The organism is Klebsiella sp. FDAARGOS_511 (assembly GCF_003812845.1).
Classification (GTDB): Bacteria; Pseudomonadota; Gammaproteobacteria; order Enterobacterales; family Enterobacteriaceae; genus Klebsiella; species Klebsiella grimontii.
Map to the genome: position 1 here is coordinate 1410062 of NZ_CP033824.1, position 16985 is coordinate 1427046.

Below are 16985 nucleotides of genomic sequence, written 5' to 3' on the forward strand. Positions count from 1 at the left end.
GTGTTCTCCTTGCAGCGTGAAAAAGGGAAGTGGCAAGCCACTTCCCTGTTGTGCATCGATTATTTGTTGTTTTCTTCTCTCAGCACTTTAACGGTGTAACGACCATCCGCCTGACGATAGGCGCCGTGGATATCGGTTTCGAAGCCCGGATAGTGGGCGCCGATTTCGCACAACATCTGCAGGAATTCCAGCACCGGACGGCTCTCTTCGGTGATCATTTCACCCGGCATCACCAGCGGCACTCCCGGAGGATACGGCAGGATCATGTTGGCGTTGACGCGGCCCACCATCTCTTCGAGATACACCTCTTCGGTCTGACCGTGCAGCTCTTTCTGGAACGCGGCGTACGGCGTGATCATCATGGTTGGCAGCACTTCAAACGCGCGGAACATCAGGTCCGGCAGGTTGTGGTGCTCAATCAGTTTGTGAATATTCTGCGCCAGTTCCTGAACGCGCATGTTTTCGTAGAATTCAGGATCTTCACGGTACAGCGACGGCAGCATGTTTTTCACCCGCAGGTTCAGGTCGAACGCGCGTTTGAAATCGGTCAGCGCGCGCAGCAGGCTCAGCGCTTTGGTTTTGTCGATACCGATGCTGAACAAGAACAGCAGGTTGTACGGACCGGTTTTTTCGACCACGATGCCGTGCTCATCGAGATATTTCGCCACGATGCTTGCCGGAATACCGAAATCATCCATGGTGCCGTCTTTCTTCATCCCCGGGGTCAGCAGCGTGACTTTAATCGGGTCGAGATACATGTGTTCGTTATCGATGTTTTTGAAGCCGTGCCACGCGCTGTCGGAGCGCAGCGGCCAGCATTCCGCGCCATCGATATGTTCCGGCTGCCAGACGTCGAAGAACCAGCCGTCGGATTCGCCTTTCAGGCGTTTAATCTCTTTACGGAACTTAATTGAACGTTCGATAGAGCCGTCAATCAGGCGCTTACCGGCGTTGCCTTTCATCATCGCCGCCGCGGTTTCCGTCGAGGCTACTACGCCGTAGTGCGGAGAAGTGGTGGTGTGCATCATGTAGGCTTCGTTAAAGGTTTCTTCGTTTACGTCGCCTTTCACATGAATCATCGATGCCTGAGAAAACGCCGCCAGCAGTTTGTGCGTGGACTGCGTTTCGTAAATCACTTTCCCTTCGACGCGGCCGCCGCTCATCCCGCATTTGCCTTCATAAATCGGCGAGAAGTTGGTGTAAGGCACCCACGCGGAGTCAAAGTGGATGGATTTAACATCCAGGGTTTTCTTGATGTAGTCCGTGTTGTACAGCAGACCATCATAGGTGGAGTTGGTGATCACCGCGTGCACCGGCCAGGTCGCGTTCGGCGTCTCTTTTACGCGTTTGGCGATCGTCGCGTGCTGGAATTCGCTCTGCGGGATACCGCCGAGGATGCCGTAGGCATTACGGGTCGGACGGAAGTAGATTGGCGTAATGTCGCTCATCATCATCAGATGGGTCAGCGATTTATGGCAGTTACGGTCAATCAGCACGGTGCTACCGGCCGGGGCGGAATACATGCCGACGATTTTGTTGGCGGTGGAGGTGCCGTTGGTCACCATATAGCTGCGTTCCGCGTTGAAGACGCGGGCGATGTACTCTTCCGCTTCTTTGTGCGGGCCGCTGTGATCCAGCAGGGAACCGAGTTCAGAAACCGAAATCGAGATATCGGATTTCATGGTATTGGAACCAAAGAAATCGTAGAAGATGCTGCCGACCGGGCTTTTCTGGAACGCGGTACCGCCCATATGGCCTGGGGTACAGAAGGTATATTTGCCTTCACGCACGTATTTAAACAGCGCTTTGGTCAGCGGCGGCAGAATGGTGTCGATATACTCATCGGTATTCTGTTTGATTTTGTTAGCAATATCTTCCGCCGCACCCAGCGCATATTCGAAGAAGCGAACCTGCATGCGCAGATCGTTGAGGCTCACATCCAGGGTGGAGTAAGTGTTCGCAAAGGCGTACAGCGGCATATATTCGTTCATTTTGCTAATGTCTTCGCACAGTTCGAGATTGTATTTATCCCAGTCGAAGATCACGCCGCACAGACGCGCATTGTTTTCGATCAGTTTTAATAAGTCGTCACGGTCGTTCGGGTAGACAATACGGAAGTCCAGGCGTTCGAGGGCGCGATGCAGCTCACGGATGGGCTCTTCTTTGAAGTAAACACCCATGTGATTCATGATTGCGATAACGTTCATAGTCAAATCTCCAGATAAAGAAAGCCCCTCCCGCCACGTCGTGACAGGTGATGGAAGGAGCCTCAGGAATAGGGTTACGGATTAATGCGCGCTGGCGGTGCTGCTATCAGCGGAGCCGTCGTTACTCTGACGCTGGTGCATTTTGCGGCCGTAGAACATCAGGATGATCAGGCTGACGATAAAGGTGCCGGCCAGTTCGAAGGAGCTTGCCCCCATCAGGGCGATAAAGCAGAACCCGCAGCCGAGGATGGAGCAAATCAGGCTGACGAAGTTGCGCACGTTAATGCCTTCGAAGCGAATCAGGTCAACGCAGGAGTAGAAGTAAGGCAGCATGGTCAGCAGAACCGCGATACCGGTCAGCTCGCCGAACAGGTCGGAGGCTTTCCCGCCGGTGGAGTTCATCAGGGTGATCAGCACCATCAGGACGGTCATTTTCACCGCGGCCAGCAGCAGGCCTTTTTTCGGGTTGCCGTTTTTATCCAGTTCACCGTAGATTTTCGGGAAGTTGCCGTCGTTAGCGGCGCGCACGCCGGCCTGGCCGACCAGCATCATCCACGAACCGAGAGAAGTCAGGCAGGCAAAGGCGGTGAAGGCGGAAACCATCGGCGCAGCCCAGCCGCCAAGGATAGTCGATGCGCTGATAGCAAACGGCGCGCCGGACGCGGCCATCTCAGACGCAGGGTACATACCGGCGATGACCTGGGTCGCGGCGATATACACGATACCTGCCAGCGCGGTCCCCAGCATGGTGGCCAGCGGTACGGTACGTTTCGGGTTTTTCACCATCCCGGTACTGACGGCGGCAGATTCTACCCCGACAAAGGCCCACAGGCAGAGAAGGATACTTTTCACCACCGCATGGCTATCCGTCGTGGCTGAGGTGTTCCAGTTTGCCTGATAGGTGGCAACGTCAAACCAGTGCCAGCCGACCACTGCGGTCATTACGACCGGAATAAGCACCAGCACCAGACCAATAGTCGTCAGGCGGCTTACCCAGGTGCCGCCGAGCATATTCACGAAGGTGAATATCCACACGATGGCAATACAGGTAATACCTGCCGGTACCGGGTTATTTAAAATAGGGAAGAATGTTGATAAATAAGAGACGGCGGTAATGCCGATTGCCAAATTACCGATCCAGTTAGCGTGATAATAAAGCACACCGGTCTGAAAACCGAACGCCGGGGATATTTCGCCGGCGTAGGCAATAGGGCCACCCTGCTGCGGGTTTTTGGTCGCCAGACGGGCATATACATAAGCCAGAGACATCGCGCCAATAATAGATATCACCCAACCCCAAATGGCGATAGAACCGATACTCGCCAGGTTCGCAGGTAATAATGCAATACCGCTCCCCATCATATTACCGGCTACCACGCCGGTACAGGCAAATAGCCCGATCTTCTTGGCAGAACTCATGTTTGCTTTTCTCCTAAGTTTATTTGGGAGGTACAGATCATGATGATGAACCTTTTATTGACCCGACCAACTGCCAATTAGATTACGGATTAGTACGAGATAAGTCCTAAAGATAAAGTGAAATAACTGCAAACATCAGACAAATGATATTTTGACCTTTTTTGCGCAACATATCAGGATGACATGTTGAGATCAGGAAAAGATAAATATTAATAAATTACATTAACTTATAAACACATCTTTGTGTTGAAAATGTGTTACAAACAGGCAGGGAAAGGATATAAAATATAACAACAGAGACGCTCATGAGAAACATAAGTTTAACCTCACCACGGCCAAAACCATGGCCATGATGAGGGTTTACTTATTCTGAAGCGAGAAAGTTATCGAGATACGGAACCACGCGGGTTACGGAGGTCTGGAATACCGCGTTTTCAATCCAGTAAAATGTATTCTCTCCCGGACGTAAATTAAATGCTGTCAGATAGGCATCGGCAGCTTCCCGGCTCTGCCCTTTCATTTCGTAGACTTTACCCAGCAGCACATAGTTCATCCACGACATTTCCAGGTCAATACCGGTATTAATCGCGCTGTAGGCTTCATCGACTTTCCCTTTGCCCAGCATATCTACCGTTTTAATCTGATAAAATATTGCCATGTCTTTAATCCCCGGCATATTACCCACCCGGGTTATTTCGCTGTAAAGATCGGCAAGCTGTTTATCATCCAGCGGCTGCTGAGAATGGCGTAATACGTCCACCAGCGCCTTTTCCGCCCAGGCATAGGTAAAGTCCGGCGATTGTTTATTCACGTCGGCAAGCAGGCTACTGGCTTTTCCGAGTGAATCAACGTCTCCGTTCATTAATAGCTGATGCGCCTGATAGAAATGGGTAAGCACGATACTTTGCGACGGCTGATACTGCTTTAACATCTCCTGCATCCGCGCCGGCCACGGCTGCTTCAGCGCCTCTGACAGGCTGCTCAGCAGGTCGTTCTGAATCGACAGCTGGTTGTCGCTGGTGACAAAGTAGCGCTTATCCATCATGGTCGAACCGTCGGCGTTATCCACCACCTTCACCGACATAAAGCACTGCTGCGCGCGATAGTGCCGCTGGTTGACGAACTCAATGGTCAGGGTTTTACCGGAGCTGCTCGGCTCATTGATGTTGTAGTTGGTTTTATCGTGCACCATAAAGGTGGAGAAGGTGTTCAGCGAGGTGGTAATCAGGCTTCCCAGACCGATGGCATAGGAGTGCTGCGATGACCAGTTGTTGCAGGTACTGCCGCTGAGCAGGTGAATATCAACATCGCGCGGGTTGAGCAGCAGCCGCGTTTTCGTGACCGGCGGGCGCGACTCGAGGGTCGATAACGCCACCAGTGCCACGCAGCTCGCGAGGGCCAGCAGAAACAGCCCCCAGACGATAAACGTACTCAGCCGCTTGCGTTTTTCCGGCTTCACCACCGCTGCTCCGACCGGCGCGGGCGTATCGGGCTGCGGGGAGGGCAACGGCGCGGCAAAACCGGCCGTTGGCGTTTCTGCGGGGATAACCGGCGTCAGCTCCTCCCCCTCTTCCGTACACCAGATCGCCGGCACCGTCAGCTTATAGCCGCGCTTGGGTACGGTAGCGATATATTCAAGGCTGCCGTCGTCGCCATCTTTCAGCGACTTACGTAGCTCGGAGACGCTTTGCGTGACGACGTGACTGGTGACAACGTTGCGGGTCCAGACATTATCGATGAGCTCATCCCGGCTGAGTACTTCCCCAGGATGACGGGCAAAGAAAACCAAAAGATCGATTAAGCGCGGTTCGAGAGTTAGCTGACGCCCCTTGCGGCTAATTTGGTTAACAGAGGGAGTAACCAGCCATTCTCCAACGCGAACAACAGGTTGTTGCATAAAAAAGAGCCCCAGGACGAAACGGGAAAGGCGCGATGATATCACATTTACCCTACCTATTAATGATAGGGGTCATGACCATGAACGCAATATATTCATCTTCGTTTTCGATGACTGGCAAACTTTCATTTGCTAAAGGCGTTTTTTTGCCTCACGGCAATGTTTCTTAAGGGTGCGAAAGCTTACCTTTTTTCGCGCGATTTTCCTGGATTGTGTGACCTGAGTAAGGCTTAGGCGCGACAATCGTCGCCCATCCGCGGGGATATGCTATTTTTAGGTCGCCCGACAGAGATCGGACCGCCGAACAGATGGCCGAAAACAGTGCCTCACCCGCAGCGTAAGGAATGTCGACGATGACCTGGAAATTAGTTAAACAAATTGTGCACGATGACGCGTTAAGAAAGAGCTTCATTGATCTGGCGATTAAAACCTTCGATCTCTCCTTTAAAGAGTGGTACCGCAAAGGCTACTGGACCGACGCCTATATTCCCTACGCCCTGGTGAGCAACAATAAAGTGATTGCTAACGCCTCTGCCAATATTATCGACCTGATCTGGCAGGACGAACCCCGCCGCTATATCCAAATCGGCACCGTAATGACCGACATCGATCATCGCAATCGGGGCCTCGCCGGGCAGCTTGTGAATGAGATTCTGGCGGACTGGCAGGATAAAGCCGACGCCTTCTTCCTGTTTGCTAACCCGACAACCGTTGATTTTTACCCGAAATTCGGCTTCGAGCGCACCGATGAACATCAGTATATTATGCCGGTAGTACCGACAGCGGGCGACTTCCGCAAGCTCGATATGGATCGGCCGGAAGACGTTGCGCTATTGCAGCGCTATTATCAAAAATCGAATCCGTTTTCACAGCTGCGGGTACAGGATAACTTCGGTTTATTGATGTTCTACTGCTCCGCCTTTATGAAGCACTTCGTCTATTATTCCGAGAAAAACCAGGCGATCGCGATTGCTATGCAAAACGGTCCGGCGCTGATCTGTTTCGATATTTTCTGCGACAGCGGCCGCTCCCTGTCGGCCATTATCAACCAGCTCGCCGATGACAATACGTACCAGGCTATCCTCGGCTTTACCCCCAAAGAGAATCGGAGCGGCGAGTATGAGAAAATCGAAGGCGAAGATATTCTGTTTATCTACGGACAAAAAGAAAATATCTTCAAAGAGAATAAGCTGATGTTCCCGCTTTTATCCCACGCCTGAGGCTGCGCTTAACGCGTCCACGGCCCGCGCCCGGGCCTTATTGCGTCAACAGCCACTGCTCGAACGCCCGTAGCGCCGATTCGTTGACGCCGTTTTCCAGCGGCTTCACCAGGCAAAAGCGCTTGCTCAGACTGCGAGCCTGCGGCCAGGGCGCAGCCAGTAGCCCGTTTTCGATCGCGTTTTCGACGTATACGTGGGGCACCAGCGCAACGCCCTGCCCGGCCAGCGCGGCGGCTATCGCCATCTCATGCAGATCGTAGCGCACCCCCTGAGCCGGATTATCCAGCGCGATCCCGCACTCTTCAGCATAGCGCTGCCAGGCGTCGGGATTCTGCCGTCGATGAATTCGCGGCAGCGCGTTCAGTTGGCTGATGAGATCTTTCCCCGTGAGTAGCCCGGCGTGACATACTGGTACCAGCCTCTCTTCAAACAGAAACTGCATACGCATTCCGGCCCACGCGGGGTGTTCAAAGTGAAGCGCCGCGTCAAAACCGCTGCCGCTGAGGATAAACGGGTCGGTTCTGACCGCGATATTCAGGGTGATATCAGGATGTCGGCGCTGAAAATCCCCCAAACGGGGAATGAGCCAGCGGCTGGCGAAGGTCGGCGGCGCGGCGATTTCCAGGCTTCTGCTGCCGTCCGCGGCCCCCATCAGATACTGAGTGTCCCGTTCAAGGCGCTCCAGCGTTTCGCGCACATGGTGCGCATAGCGCGCGCCGTTAGGATTCAGCCGTACCCGGCTCCCCGTCCGCTCAAACAGCCTGCAGTTCAACAGCGATTCCAGACGGGCGATTTGCCGACTGATCGCCCCTTCGGTAAGCGACAGCTCTTCCGCCGCGCGGGCAAAGTTACCGTGCCTGGCGGCGGCCTCGAAGGCCTGCAAAGAGGCGCTGCTGGGGAGTTTTTTTCGCACGATGGCCACCTCTGCTGGATTTTTCATTAATGACAAAATGTCATTGAGTGATGAAATAATATCGTTTTATAGGGCTTATTACCCAACGTAGCATGATCAAATGTCAATATCACACGCCATCATGCAGAGGTCAGCCCATGTTATATATCGTTGAGTGCAGCTACGCCGACCCGGAAAGCGAAGCCGGCTGGAACAGGTTTTACAGCCAGCACAAGCTGCCGGCGCTGGTTTCCATCAGCGGGTTCCGCGCTTCACAGCGCTTCCGGGCGCTCTCCTCCGGCTGCCCGGCCTATCTTGCCATTCATACTATCCAGGATGCTGACATCCTCGCCAGTGAAGAGTATCGCCATAAAGGCGGCGGCAACTTTGCACGCTGGCAAGCGCATATTCGCGACTGGCGGCGAAACCTGTATCGGTACAGCGGGGTGTTCCCTGCCGTCGCTGAGGGCGATGTTCTACTGCTGAGCCCGGAGCCGCTGGACTTCGTTGAGTCGGAACTGGGATATCAGCCGACAAAACTTCCGGCCGCCGGGCTGGATAACAACCCGCCGCAGCGCGTGGCGTACGTTCTGCCGCGCCGGGAAGCCATGCTGCTTGCGGGGCGGGACAAAGCCTGGCTTTATGAACCCATGGCCGGTCAGCTACAAAGCCCGGCTGAAGAACAGCCTGCAGCATGCTAAGAGGTTTTTATGCGCAATCCATCTTTTATCTCCCGCCAGATTGGCGATTTTCAGGTGACTGCCCTTAGCGACGGCAGCATGGCCGCCGACCTGGCGCTGCTGTCCGGCATCGATAGCGATGATGCCGCACAAATCCAGCGCGATGCGGGCGTTATCGAACCCGGCAATATCGACATTAATGGCTATCTTATCCGCGGCCGGGGAAGAACGATTCTGGTCGACGCGGGGACGGGAGGCGGCGTGCTGGAAACCAGTCTGCGTGCGGCGGGGAGTGCGCCAGACGACGTTGATACCGTCCTGCTGACCCATGCTCATCCGGATCATATTGGCGGCCTGCTGGATGCCAACGGCGCGCCGCGCTATCCCAATGCCCGTCTTTATCTGCACCCTCTGGAAGCCGAATACTGGCAGGACGATGCCATGCTAAACCGGACCAATGCGCGGGGTCAGCGAAACTTCGCTCTCGCCCGCCGCACCCTGGACGCGTGGTCCCGGCGCCTCGGGTTTCTGGAGGATCGTGAAGTCGTCACGGGTATCCATCCGGTCTGGTTACCCGGACATACGCCGGGCCATAGCGGGTTTCGCATTGACGCCGCCGGACAAAGCCTGCTGATTTGGGGCGATATCGTCCACTTTCCGCATATTCAGGCCGCACAACCCGCCGCCGCTATCGCTTTTGATTGCGATCCCGTACAGGCCAGAGCGACGCGGGAAGCGATCCTCGCCCAGGCCGCCAGCGAAAATCTGCTGATTGCCGGTATGCATCTTGGCGGGTCGGGGTTTGCCCATATCGTACCGACTTCGCGCGGTTATCGTATTGATGATTCTGCGCAGTAAAAGGAAAGCCGGGCGGTGAAGTCCGCCTTTGCTTATCCGATTAAGATTTTTTTCGCCTGCTGAAAGATTGAACTGACTCGCGTTTATTTTCCCATATAAATATAAAATGTCGTTTTATTTTAAATGAATTTAAATTTTATTTTTCCATAAAATATGACATTAAGGAAAATCTATGCGCAATAGCTTCAGACCTGCACGCGGCATGCTGGGGTTGGCAATCGCACTAGCCGGGCTCGCAGGCGGTTGTAATGACAGCAGCGGAACCGTCGATAACCAGCACGAGGCGCCCGCCTCCGCGCCACAAAATGTCATGGTTCCGATACTGTCAGCCGATGAAAACAGCCTGGTGCTGGTCTGGGAAAAACCGGAGTCCGAGACCGAGCAGGTGGTGGACTACGCCGTCTATCGTCAAGGCGAGCGGCTGGGCATGGCGCGTGAAAATCAAAACCATTTCTCACCAGCAAAGCCCTATATTGATAACTTCTATCAGCGGATCGCCAGCGACGGCTGGCAGCAGAAAATCGATCTGCGCAGCTTTACGGCCACCAACCTGCAGCCGGATACGGAGTATGCCTTTACGGTCCGCGCAGTCTACGCCGATGGCAAAGAGTCCCCGGATAGCGCAGTGATTAAGGCGCGCACCAGCAAAACGCCGCACATCATCGAAGCCAGCACATTCGGCGCGAAGGGTGACGGCACAACGCTGAATACCCAAGCGCTGCAGCAGGCCATCGATAGCTGTACCGTCACGCACTATCCTCAGGGCTGCAAAGTACTGATTTCCGGCGGCGAATTCAAAACCGGCGCGCTCTTCCTGCATAGCGATATGACCCTGGAGATTGCCGCTGGCGCCACCCTGCTGGGTTCGGACGATCCGGCCCAGTATCCGCTGGAAAAAGGCTACTCCCTCTATCCCTACAGCGATCATCCGCAGCCCCGCCGCCCGCCGTCATTAATTAACGTGCTGGAAGCGGACGACAAGGGCGAGTCTCCGGCCGGAACGTTTCGTAATATTCGCATCGTTGGTAAAGGCACGATTGACGGCAACGGCTGGACCCGCGGCGTCAAAAACGGCGGCGATGCGACAATTAGCGACGAATTGGGCAACGCGCTGCCGCAGTACCGGGCCAGCAATGCCAAAAAAGTCGGCGCGGACGGTATTCTGGCAAAGCACCAGACCAAAGCGGCTATTGCGGAAGGGATTGAAAGCAATAGCGCCTATAAAAACCGCCGCTCCAGCCTGATGACCCTGCGCGGCGTGCAAAATCTCTACCTTGCCGGACTGACGATCCGTAACCCCGCTTTTCACGGGGTAATGGCGCTGGAATCAGAAAATATTACCCTGAATGGGCTTGTGCATCAGACCTTTGACGGCAATAACGCCGACGGCGTCGAGTTCGGCAATAGTAAAAACGCGCTGGTCTTCAATAACTTCTTCGATACTGGAGATGATTGCGTTAATTTTGCCGCCGGGTTTGGTAAAGGCGCGGAAACTTTTCATCAGCAGCCGCAAAGCGGGGCGTGGATTTTTAATAACTATTTCCGTAAAGGCCACGGCGCCGTGGTGACGGGTAGCCATACCGGCGCGTGGATCGAAAACGTTCGCGCCGAGGATAACGTCATGTATATGACCGACGTTGGTCTGCGTATGAAGAGCCGCCCCTACTACGGCGGCGGCGTGCGGGATGTGCTGTTCCGTCATAACGCGATGAAAGATATCGCCAAAGAGCCGTTTGTTTTTACTATCAAATACAGCGCCGACGTGAACGATACAACCCCTGCCGACGAACCCGCGCAGTTCCGCGACGTTCAGGTGCAGGACGTGACCGTCGATGGTACCTCGGCTAAGCACAGTATTCTGATTGATGGCATGACGGTAGCCGAAATGGCGGAGTCGTTTGGTATTACCTGGATTGGCCCCTATATTTCCAGACACTTTTTATCGCTTTACCCATTACTGGTTCGCCGCCGCAGATATTCCCGTGGCGAACGATATCCCAGTGCACTGTGCGGATGCCATTCGTTGTAATGTTCGAAGGCCTCCGCAAGGTTCTTTGCCGCTGTTAACCCGTCAGGTTTTGGCATGATGCTGATGTAGTCGCGCTTCATCGTTTTCACGAAGCTCTCCGCCATTCCGTTGCTTTCTGGACTACGTACCGCCGTATGTTTTGGCTCCAGTCCTACCATTCTGGCGAACTGACGCGTCTGATGAGAACGGTAGGCTGAACCGTTGTCTGTCAGCCACTCAACGGGGGATGTCGGCAGCCTGTTACCGAAGCGACGCTCTACTGCACCCAGCATGACGTCCTGCACGGTTTCACTGTCATATCCACCGGTACTTGCCGCCCAGTGAAGTGCCTCGCGATCGCAACAGTCCAGTGCGAACGTGACCCGCAGTTTTTCACCGTTATCACAGCTGAACTCGAAGCCGTCGGAGCACCACCGCTGGTTACTTTCTCCAACGGCCACTTTCCCTCTATGCGCCCGCTTCGAGGGCGGTATTGCCGGTTTACGCTCAAGCAGCAGCGCATTCTGACGCATGATGCGGTATACGCGTTTGGCATTGATCACCGCCATGTCGTCAGTTTCTGATTGTCTGCGCAGCAGTGCCCATACACGACGATAACCATAGGTGGGCAGATCGTCGATAACGGTATGGATACGAGCCAGCGCTTCAGTATCATCAGGCTTGCGCTTGCACCGACGATCCTGCCAGCCCTTCGACCGACGGGCCATGGCATGCAGTTGCGCACGTGAGACCCGGAGGCAACGACTGACAAGGCTTATTCGCCATCCTCCGGCAACAAGGGCACGTGCGCTATCCACTTTTTTTGTCGGCCATATTCAACGGCTTCTTTCAGCAGCTCGTTTTCCATGGTTTTTTTGCCCAGCAGGCGCTGTAACTCTTTAATTTGCTTCATTGCAGATGCCAGCTCCGACGCGGGTACAACCTGTTCACCCGCGGCAACCGCAGTGAGACTGCCTTCCTGATATTGCTTACGCCACAGGAACAGCTGACTGGCAGCAACGCCATGCTGACGGGCGACCAGCGACACGGTCATTCCGGGCTCAAAGCTCTGCTGAACAATGGCGATTTTTTCCTGAACGCTGCGCCGTCTGCGCTTCTCTGGACCTAGAACATCAATCATTCGGACTCCAACGACTAGTCTAAAACTAGTATTAAGACTATCACTAATTTAAGTGATACCAACTGTCTGGAGATTCATGGGGCCAGTCTATTACCTACCCTCGCGACGCCTATCATCAGAATCTACGTTTCTCCAACGTCAGCTTCCGTAACACCAAAGCGACCAGTATTTCCTTCCTGCACGACAGCCAGTTCGATGAGGTAACCTTCGCCAACACGCCGCAGGCCTGGGAATTTTTCGCCGTCAATGATGTGATGCTCGCCGACAGCCTTCATCAGCAGAGCATTACCCGTGAAGAGAATGACAAGGTTATTCTTGAGGGTGCAACGAAGTAATGGCGTTCCCGGCGGCGAGGTTTATCACAGGCTTAAAATCGGCTGATATCGATTAAGATTAAAGCCCTCTTTAAGCCTTACTTTAGTTGATTATTTCGTCGCCATAAAAGCCGGCGCAGAGAGCGTCGGCGCGCTGCGCCACCAGATAAGCAGCGCCGCCAGAGCGATAACGCTCAGCACGCTGAACGCCGTCGCGAAGGAGTAATAACCGGCAATCATTCCCGTCAATGCCGGACTCATCGCCGCGCCGGCCCCCTGCATTAGCATTACCACGCTTTGGCCAGCATTGACGTGCCCGCTGCCGCGCAGCAGTGCCACAATAAAGCTCGGCACCACTACGCCCAGTACCCCTGCGGCGCAGCCGTCCAGTATTTGCACCGGCACCATCATCCACGGTGCCGCCGTGCTTGCCGCCAGCGCAGCCCTGATTGGCATGATCAGCAGAGCCAGCATAATCAGTCGCCAGTACCCATATTTATCGATTCGACCTACGGTCCAGATGGCCACCGGGATCATCACCAACTGGGAAATAATCACCGTCGCCGCGGCATACAGGCCGGGATTGATCGCGCCTGGCGCCGCAGCGATCCGCATACTGAGCATGGGCAGCAACGCGGCATTCGCTAAATGAAAAAGCAGCAGCGTCAACCCAGTAATTAAAAGCGCCCTGTTTTTGGTCAGCACCGAGAAGTCAGGTATCTGGGGGGAGTCCGTCGTTTCAAGCCCGCGCGCCCGAGCGTTGTCGATATCATCACGACGAATTGCCGTCAGGGCAAAGAGCGTGAGCAACATGGTCGAGGCCATCAGGATGAAAATACCGCCAATACCCCAGCGCCAGGCGATCCCGCCGGCAATCAATGCGGTCGTAAAATTACCCGCATGGTTGAAAGCCTCATTTTTACCCATCTGGGTACTAAAGCCATCTTGCCCCGTCAGCCCCAGAGTGATCCCGGTAATAAGCGGGCCAATAAATGCCGCACATATGCCGCTGACGATTTGCGAGATGGCGACGACGCTGCTGCCCTGGCTGAACCAGAGCAGCAGCGTCGTCCCGGTAATCATGATGCACAGTATCGCGAGCATAAGACGCTTGTTCCGCGAAGCATCGGTGATGAACCCAGCTGGAAGCGTCGCCAGCAATCCGGCAACGCCGCCCGCGGTCATCAACAGACCGATGTCATCCGGTCGCCAGTGATGTTGCGTCAGGAAAATCCCCAGAAAAGGCCCGAGCCCATCGCGAACGTCGGCAATAAAAAAGCTGGTCAGGCATAGCGCCTGCAATGAACGAAGAGACATACTTTTCACCCTAATACATCCTTAACCCACTTGATCCGGTCGCCTGTAAAAACAAAATCTTCCCCGCAAAGGGCATCACTCAGGGCTATCGATTTTCTCTCCGTTAAGGAATTGGTTAAAACGCCCCGATAAAGGGGCACCGTTCCTTCAACACCATTGTTTATAAATTTAAAAGCGTTCTTTATCAATCTCTGAGGATTATTTTATTTGATTATTTTGCTACTGTTAAAGCTGACGGTGTTGCTTATGTTATTTTAGGGCTCATTGATGACGCAATATCATTTCCTTTGCTTCAGGCGTACAGCACGTCTTCAGACATGCCAGGATAGTACTATTTAATATATGACATACATTATAGGCGCTCCCCTCCGACATAAATATTATATCGGAGAGCTCAATTTTAAGCGCCAATGCCTTTCTTCACCTTAAGCATATAGTCAGCCAGCGCAACCGACTCTGAAGATTGGCTGTTGATTAACCCCTGCAGCGTTCCTCGCTGATCGGCCTGAGAACGATGCTGCCCAAGCTTTTCTTTGGCCTGAAGCTCCTCAATTTCAATTTTGAATCCAATAATACCTTTCAATTTCCCTTCAATAAACGTCCTGGGCATAATTTCTTTCTGCGCCTGAAGCGTCGGTTCAAATTTATGGACCAACGCTTCCATCACAATGCGTAATTCATCGACAGATAAAAGGCTTACGTTGCCATAGCAGTGAACGGAAGTATAGTTCCACGTGGGAACCGCGGGAGCGGTTTGATACCAGGTAGGGGAAACATAACTATGGGGTCCTTGAAATATGGCGAGCACCCTCTGCCCGTCAAATTCTTTCCAGAGTGGATTCGCACGCGCCATATGGGAAAGAAGAATTCCCTGCGATGAAGAGCTACGATCGAGGATAAAAGGAAGATGACTGGCATTGAGGGAAGGCGAAACGACTAATCCAAAGCTATAAGCGTCAATAAAATCAAAAATATGTTTTTTATCTGATAGCTTCATTGCATCAGGTGTGTACATTTTTTACCTCATCATGTTGATCCGCCTGTAGTTTCTTTGAAAAAAGATAACTGCCTCTTTTTATTAAGCAATGATTTAGTGTATCAAAGCGTTAGCGCCAGAGAGCGTCATCCACTTCGTTTCCCCTTATTGCACTGGTTAGTAATATTTTTTGTTGTTTTTATCGCTCTGGTTAGAATTGTATAATGTCATTATGTATTTTTAATGGCATTAATCACCAACTCCTTTTTAACCAATTGAATATATTGAATATATTGAATATAATGATCTTACATAGATATACACATTCTGTGTTCGTATTATCTACATATTGATCTCTTGCCAGACTATTGTGTTTTTTTGATGTACCGGGAAAGCATCGAAATGGTACACCGTTATGCCCAGCTGGCGCCTCACCATTTAACGGAACGCGCAAGGCAAATTGACTCGGCCTTTGCAGAAGATGTCCCAAATGTGTCACATGAGAAAACATCAGCGAGAGGGGGAAGTTGATAACTTTTTGAGTTTAAATGGTACGCCCTACAGGGTTCGAACCTGTGACCTACGGCTTAGAAGGCCGTTGCTCTATCCAGCTGAGCTAAGGGCGCATTGAGAAGCGAGCTTCGTGATGTGCAATCGCCGGAATTATACGGTCCACGCCTGATGAGTCAATGTATTTTGCCGCGAAACTGCGCTTCACTGCACAGGCTGGCGGCTTATGCTGCGAAAGCAGTACAAAGTTTATCCAACCTTATGTTTCTGCACGTTAACTTTTCTTCGGCTCCCGGGCTCTTTTTGGCGCCGCTCGCGGCGCGGTCAGGCCCATTTTTCAGCCGCCGCCGCGTCAAAGCAAGATAAAATCTTAAACGAAGACTGACAGCGAGGCTGGCTTCTGACAAAATATCGTCATCCCCCTTTCGTAAAGATACAGATGGAATCCTCTCTCTGATGGCAGCAAAAATTATTGACGGTAAAACGATTGCGCAGCAGGTACGCTCTGAGGTTGCGGAAAAAGTGAAGGCGCGCGTTGCGGCCGGATTTCGTGCCCCAGGGTTGGCCGTCGTACTGGTCGGCAGCAACCCGGCATCGCAGATTTATGTCGGCAGCAAGCGCAAAGCGTGTGAAGAGGTAGGCTTCGTCTCCCGCTCGTACGATCTCCCGGAAACCACCAGCGAAGCGGAGCTGCTGGAACTTATCGACACGCTGAATGCCGATAAGGCTATTGACGGCATCCTTGTTCAACTGCCGCTGCCCGCCGGCATTGATAATGTCAAAGTCCTCGAGCGCATTTCTCCGGACAAAGACGTTGACGGCTTTCACCCCTATAACGTGGGTCGTCTGTGCCAGCGCGCGCCGCGCCTGCGCCCGTGTACCCCGCGTGGGATTGTCACGCTGCTTGAGCGTTACAATATCGATACCTACGGCCTGAACGCGGTGGTTATTGGCGCCTCCAATATCGTCGGACGCCCGATGAGCATGGAGCTGCTGCTGGCTGGCTGCACCACCACCGTCACTCACCGTTTTACCAAAAACCTGCGTCATCACGTCGAAAATGCCGACCTGCTGATCGTGGCTGTCGGTAAACCGGGCTTTATTCCGGGCGAATGGATTAAAGAAGGCGCGATCGTGATCGATGTCGGGATTAACCGCCTGGAAAACGGCAAAGTGGTTGGCGATGTGGTTTATGAAGATGCTGCCGCGCGCGCGTCGTATATCACTCCGGTTCCCGGCGGCGTCGGCCCGATGACCGTAGCCACCCTTATTCAGAACACGCTGCAGGCGTGCGAAGAGTATCACGATATTCAGGAGGCCTGAGATGACGAATTTTTCTTTAGGCAAACACCCGCACGTTGAGCTTTGCGACCTGCTGAAGCTGGAAGGCTGGAGCGAAAGCGGTGCGCAGGCGAAAATCGCCATTGCCGACGGTCTGGTCAAAGTCGACGGCGTGGTCGAAACCCGTAAGCGCTGCAAAATCGTCGCTGGCCAAACGGTCAGCTTTGAAGGTCAGAGCGTTACCGTTACCGAGTAAAAAGTCAAG

At 53.5% G+C, this 16985-nt stretch carries 12 protein-coding genes, 1 tRNA gene and 2 pseudogenes; 7 read left to right on the forward strand and 8 right to left on the reverse strand.

Going from position 1 to position 16985, the window contains the following annotated elements; all coding sequences use genetic code 11:
• Window positions 1-59: 59 nt before the first annotated feature.
• The 3 genes from cadA to cadC form a co-directional block, all read right to left on the reverse strand.
• Window positions 60-2207: a lysine decarboxylase CadA gene (gene cadA / locus EGY08_RS07885; RefSeq protein WP_004130111.1), complete on the reverse strand. Its 2148-nt coding sequence runs from the start codon at window positions 2205-2207 to the stop codon at window positions 60-62.
• A gap of 81 nt (window positions 2208-2288) precedes the next feature.
• On the reverse strand, window positions 2289-3626 hold the full coding sequence (gene cadB, locus EGY08_RS07890; protein ID WP_123828380.1) for a cadaverine/lysine antiporter: 1338 nt from the start codon (window positions 3624-3626) through the stop codon (window positions 2289-2291).
• Window positions 3627-3990: 364 nt separating this feature from the next.
• On the reverse strand, window positions 3991-5523 hold the full coding sequence (gene cadC, locus EGY08_RS07900) for a lysine decarboxylation/transport transcriptional activator CadC (protein ID WP_032742066.1): 1533 nt from the start codon (window positions 5521-5523) through the stop codon (window positions 3991-3993).
• 353 nt (window positions 5524-5876) lie between these two features.
• Between cadC and EGY08_RS07905 the strand changes: the two genes are divergently transcribed.
• Entirely contained in the window at window positions 5877-6743 is an 867-nt protein-coding gene (locus EGY08_RS07905; RefSeq protein WP_004130103.1) for a GNAT family N-acetyltransferase, read from the forward strand.
• Between the two features lie 37 nt (window positions 6744-6780).
• Here the strand turns inward: EGY08_RS07905 and EGY08_RS07910 are convergent, their stop codons facing one another.
• Complete coding sequence (locus EGY08_RS07910) at window positions 6781-7656, reverse strand: LysR substrate-binding domain-containing protein (protein WP_123828381.1); 876 nt, start codon at window positions 7654-7656, stop codon at window positions 6781-6783.
• Between the two features lie 137 nt (window positions 7657-7793).
• Here EGY08_RS07910 and EGY08_RS07915 point away from each other — a divergent pair, with 137 nt between their 5' ends.
• The 3 genes and pseudogenes from EGY08_RS07915 to EGY08_RS07925 form a co-directional block, all read left to right on the forward strand.
• Entirely contained in the window at window positions 7794-8336 is a 543-nt protein-coding gene (locus tag EGY08_RS07915; protein WP_123828382.1) for a sugar ABC transporter, read from the forward strand.
• Window positions 8337-8345: 9 nt separating this feature from the next.
• A complete protein-coding gene (locus EGY08_RS07920; RefSeq protein ID WP_004130094.1) occupies window positions 8346-9173 on the forward strand; it encodes an MBL fold metallo-hydrolase in 828 nt (275 codons plus the stop codon).
• A 172-nt stretch (window positions 9174-9345) separates the two neighbouring features.
• Window positions 9346-11079: pseudogene (locus EGY08_RS07925) on the forward strand (glycosyl hydrolase family 28 protein); the annotation flags it as partial.
• Between the two features lie 41 nt (window positions 11080-11120).
• On the opposite strand, the gene EGY08_RS07930 reads toward EGY08_RS07925, so the two are convergent.
• Window positions 11121-12322, reverse strand: a protein-coding gene (locus EGY08_RS07930; protein WP_096913407.1) for an IS3 family transposase whose coding sequence is annotated in 2 segments (ribosomal slippage) — window positions 11121-12007 and window positions 12007-12322 — 1203 coding nt in all. Because the reading frame shifts where the segments join, the coding sequence is not laid out codon by codon here.
• A gap of 89 nt (window positions 12323-12411) precedes the next feature.
• Between EGY08_RS07930 and EGY08_RS31315 the strand changes: the two are divergent.
• Window positions 12412-12657 (forward strand): annotated as a pseudogene (locus EGY08_RS31315) (exo-poly-alpha-D-galacturonosidase); the annotation flags it as partial.
• A gap of 90 nt (window positions 12658-12747) precedes the next feature.
• Here the strand turns inward: EGY08_RS31315 and EGY08_RS07940 are convergent.
• The 3 genes from EGY08_RS07940 to EGY08_RS07950 all read right to left on the reverse strand — a co-directional run bounded on the left by EGY08_RS07940 (window position 12748) and on the right by EGY08_RS07950 (window position 15555).
• Complete coding sequence (locus tag EGY08_RS07940; protein WP_004130090.1) at window positions 12748-13953, reverse strand: MFS transporter; 1206 nt, start codon at window positions 13951-13953, stop codon at window positions 12748-12750.
• A gap of 400 nt (window positions 13954-14353) precedes the next feature.
• Window positions 14354-14968, reverse strand: a complete 615-nt coding sequence (locus tag EGY08_RS07945) for an FMN-binding negative transcriptional regulator (RefSeq protein ID WP_004130088.1) — start codon at window positions 14966-14968, stop codon at window positions 14354-14356.
• A 510-nt stretch (window positions 14969-15478) separates the two neighbouring features.
• A tRNA-Arg gene (locus EGY08_RS07950) sits at window positions 15479-15555 on the reverse strand.
• 340 nt (window positions 15556-15895) lie between these two features.
• Here EGY08_RS07950 and folD point away from each other — a divergent pair.
• Both folD and ybcJ read left to right on the forward strand, forming a co-directional pair.
• Window positions 15896-16762 (forward strand): bifunctional methylenetetrahydrofolate dehydrogenase/methenyltetrahydrofolate cyclohydrolase FolD, encoded by an 867-nt coding sequence (gene folD, locus EGY08_RS07955; RefSeq protein ID WP_004130086.1) that lies wholly within the window; start codon window positions 15896-15898, stop codon window positions 16760-16762.
• Between the two features lies 1 nt (window position 16763).
• Complete coding sequence (ybcJ, locus tag EGY08_RS07960; RefSeq protein WP_004130084.1) at window positions 16764-16976, forward strand: ribosome-associated protein YbcJ; 213 nt, start codon at window positions 16764-16766, stop codon at window positions 16974-16976.
• Window positions 16977-16985: the final 9 nt, after the last annotated feature.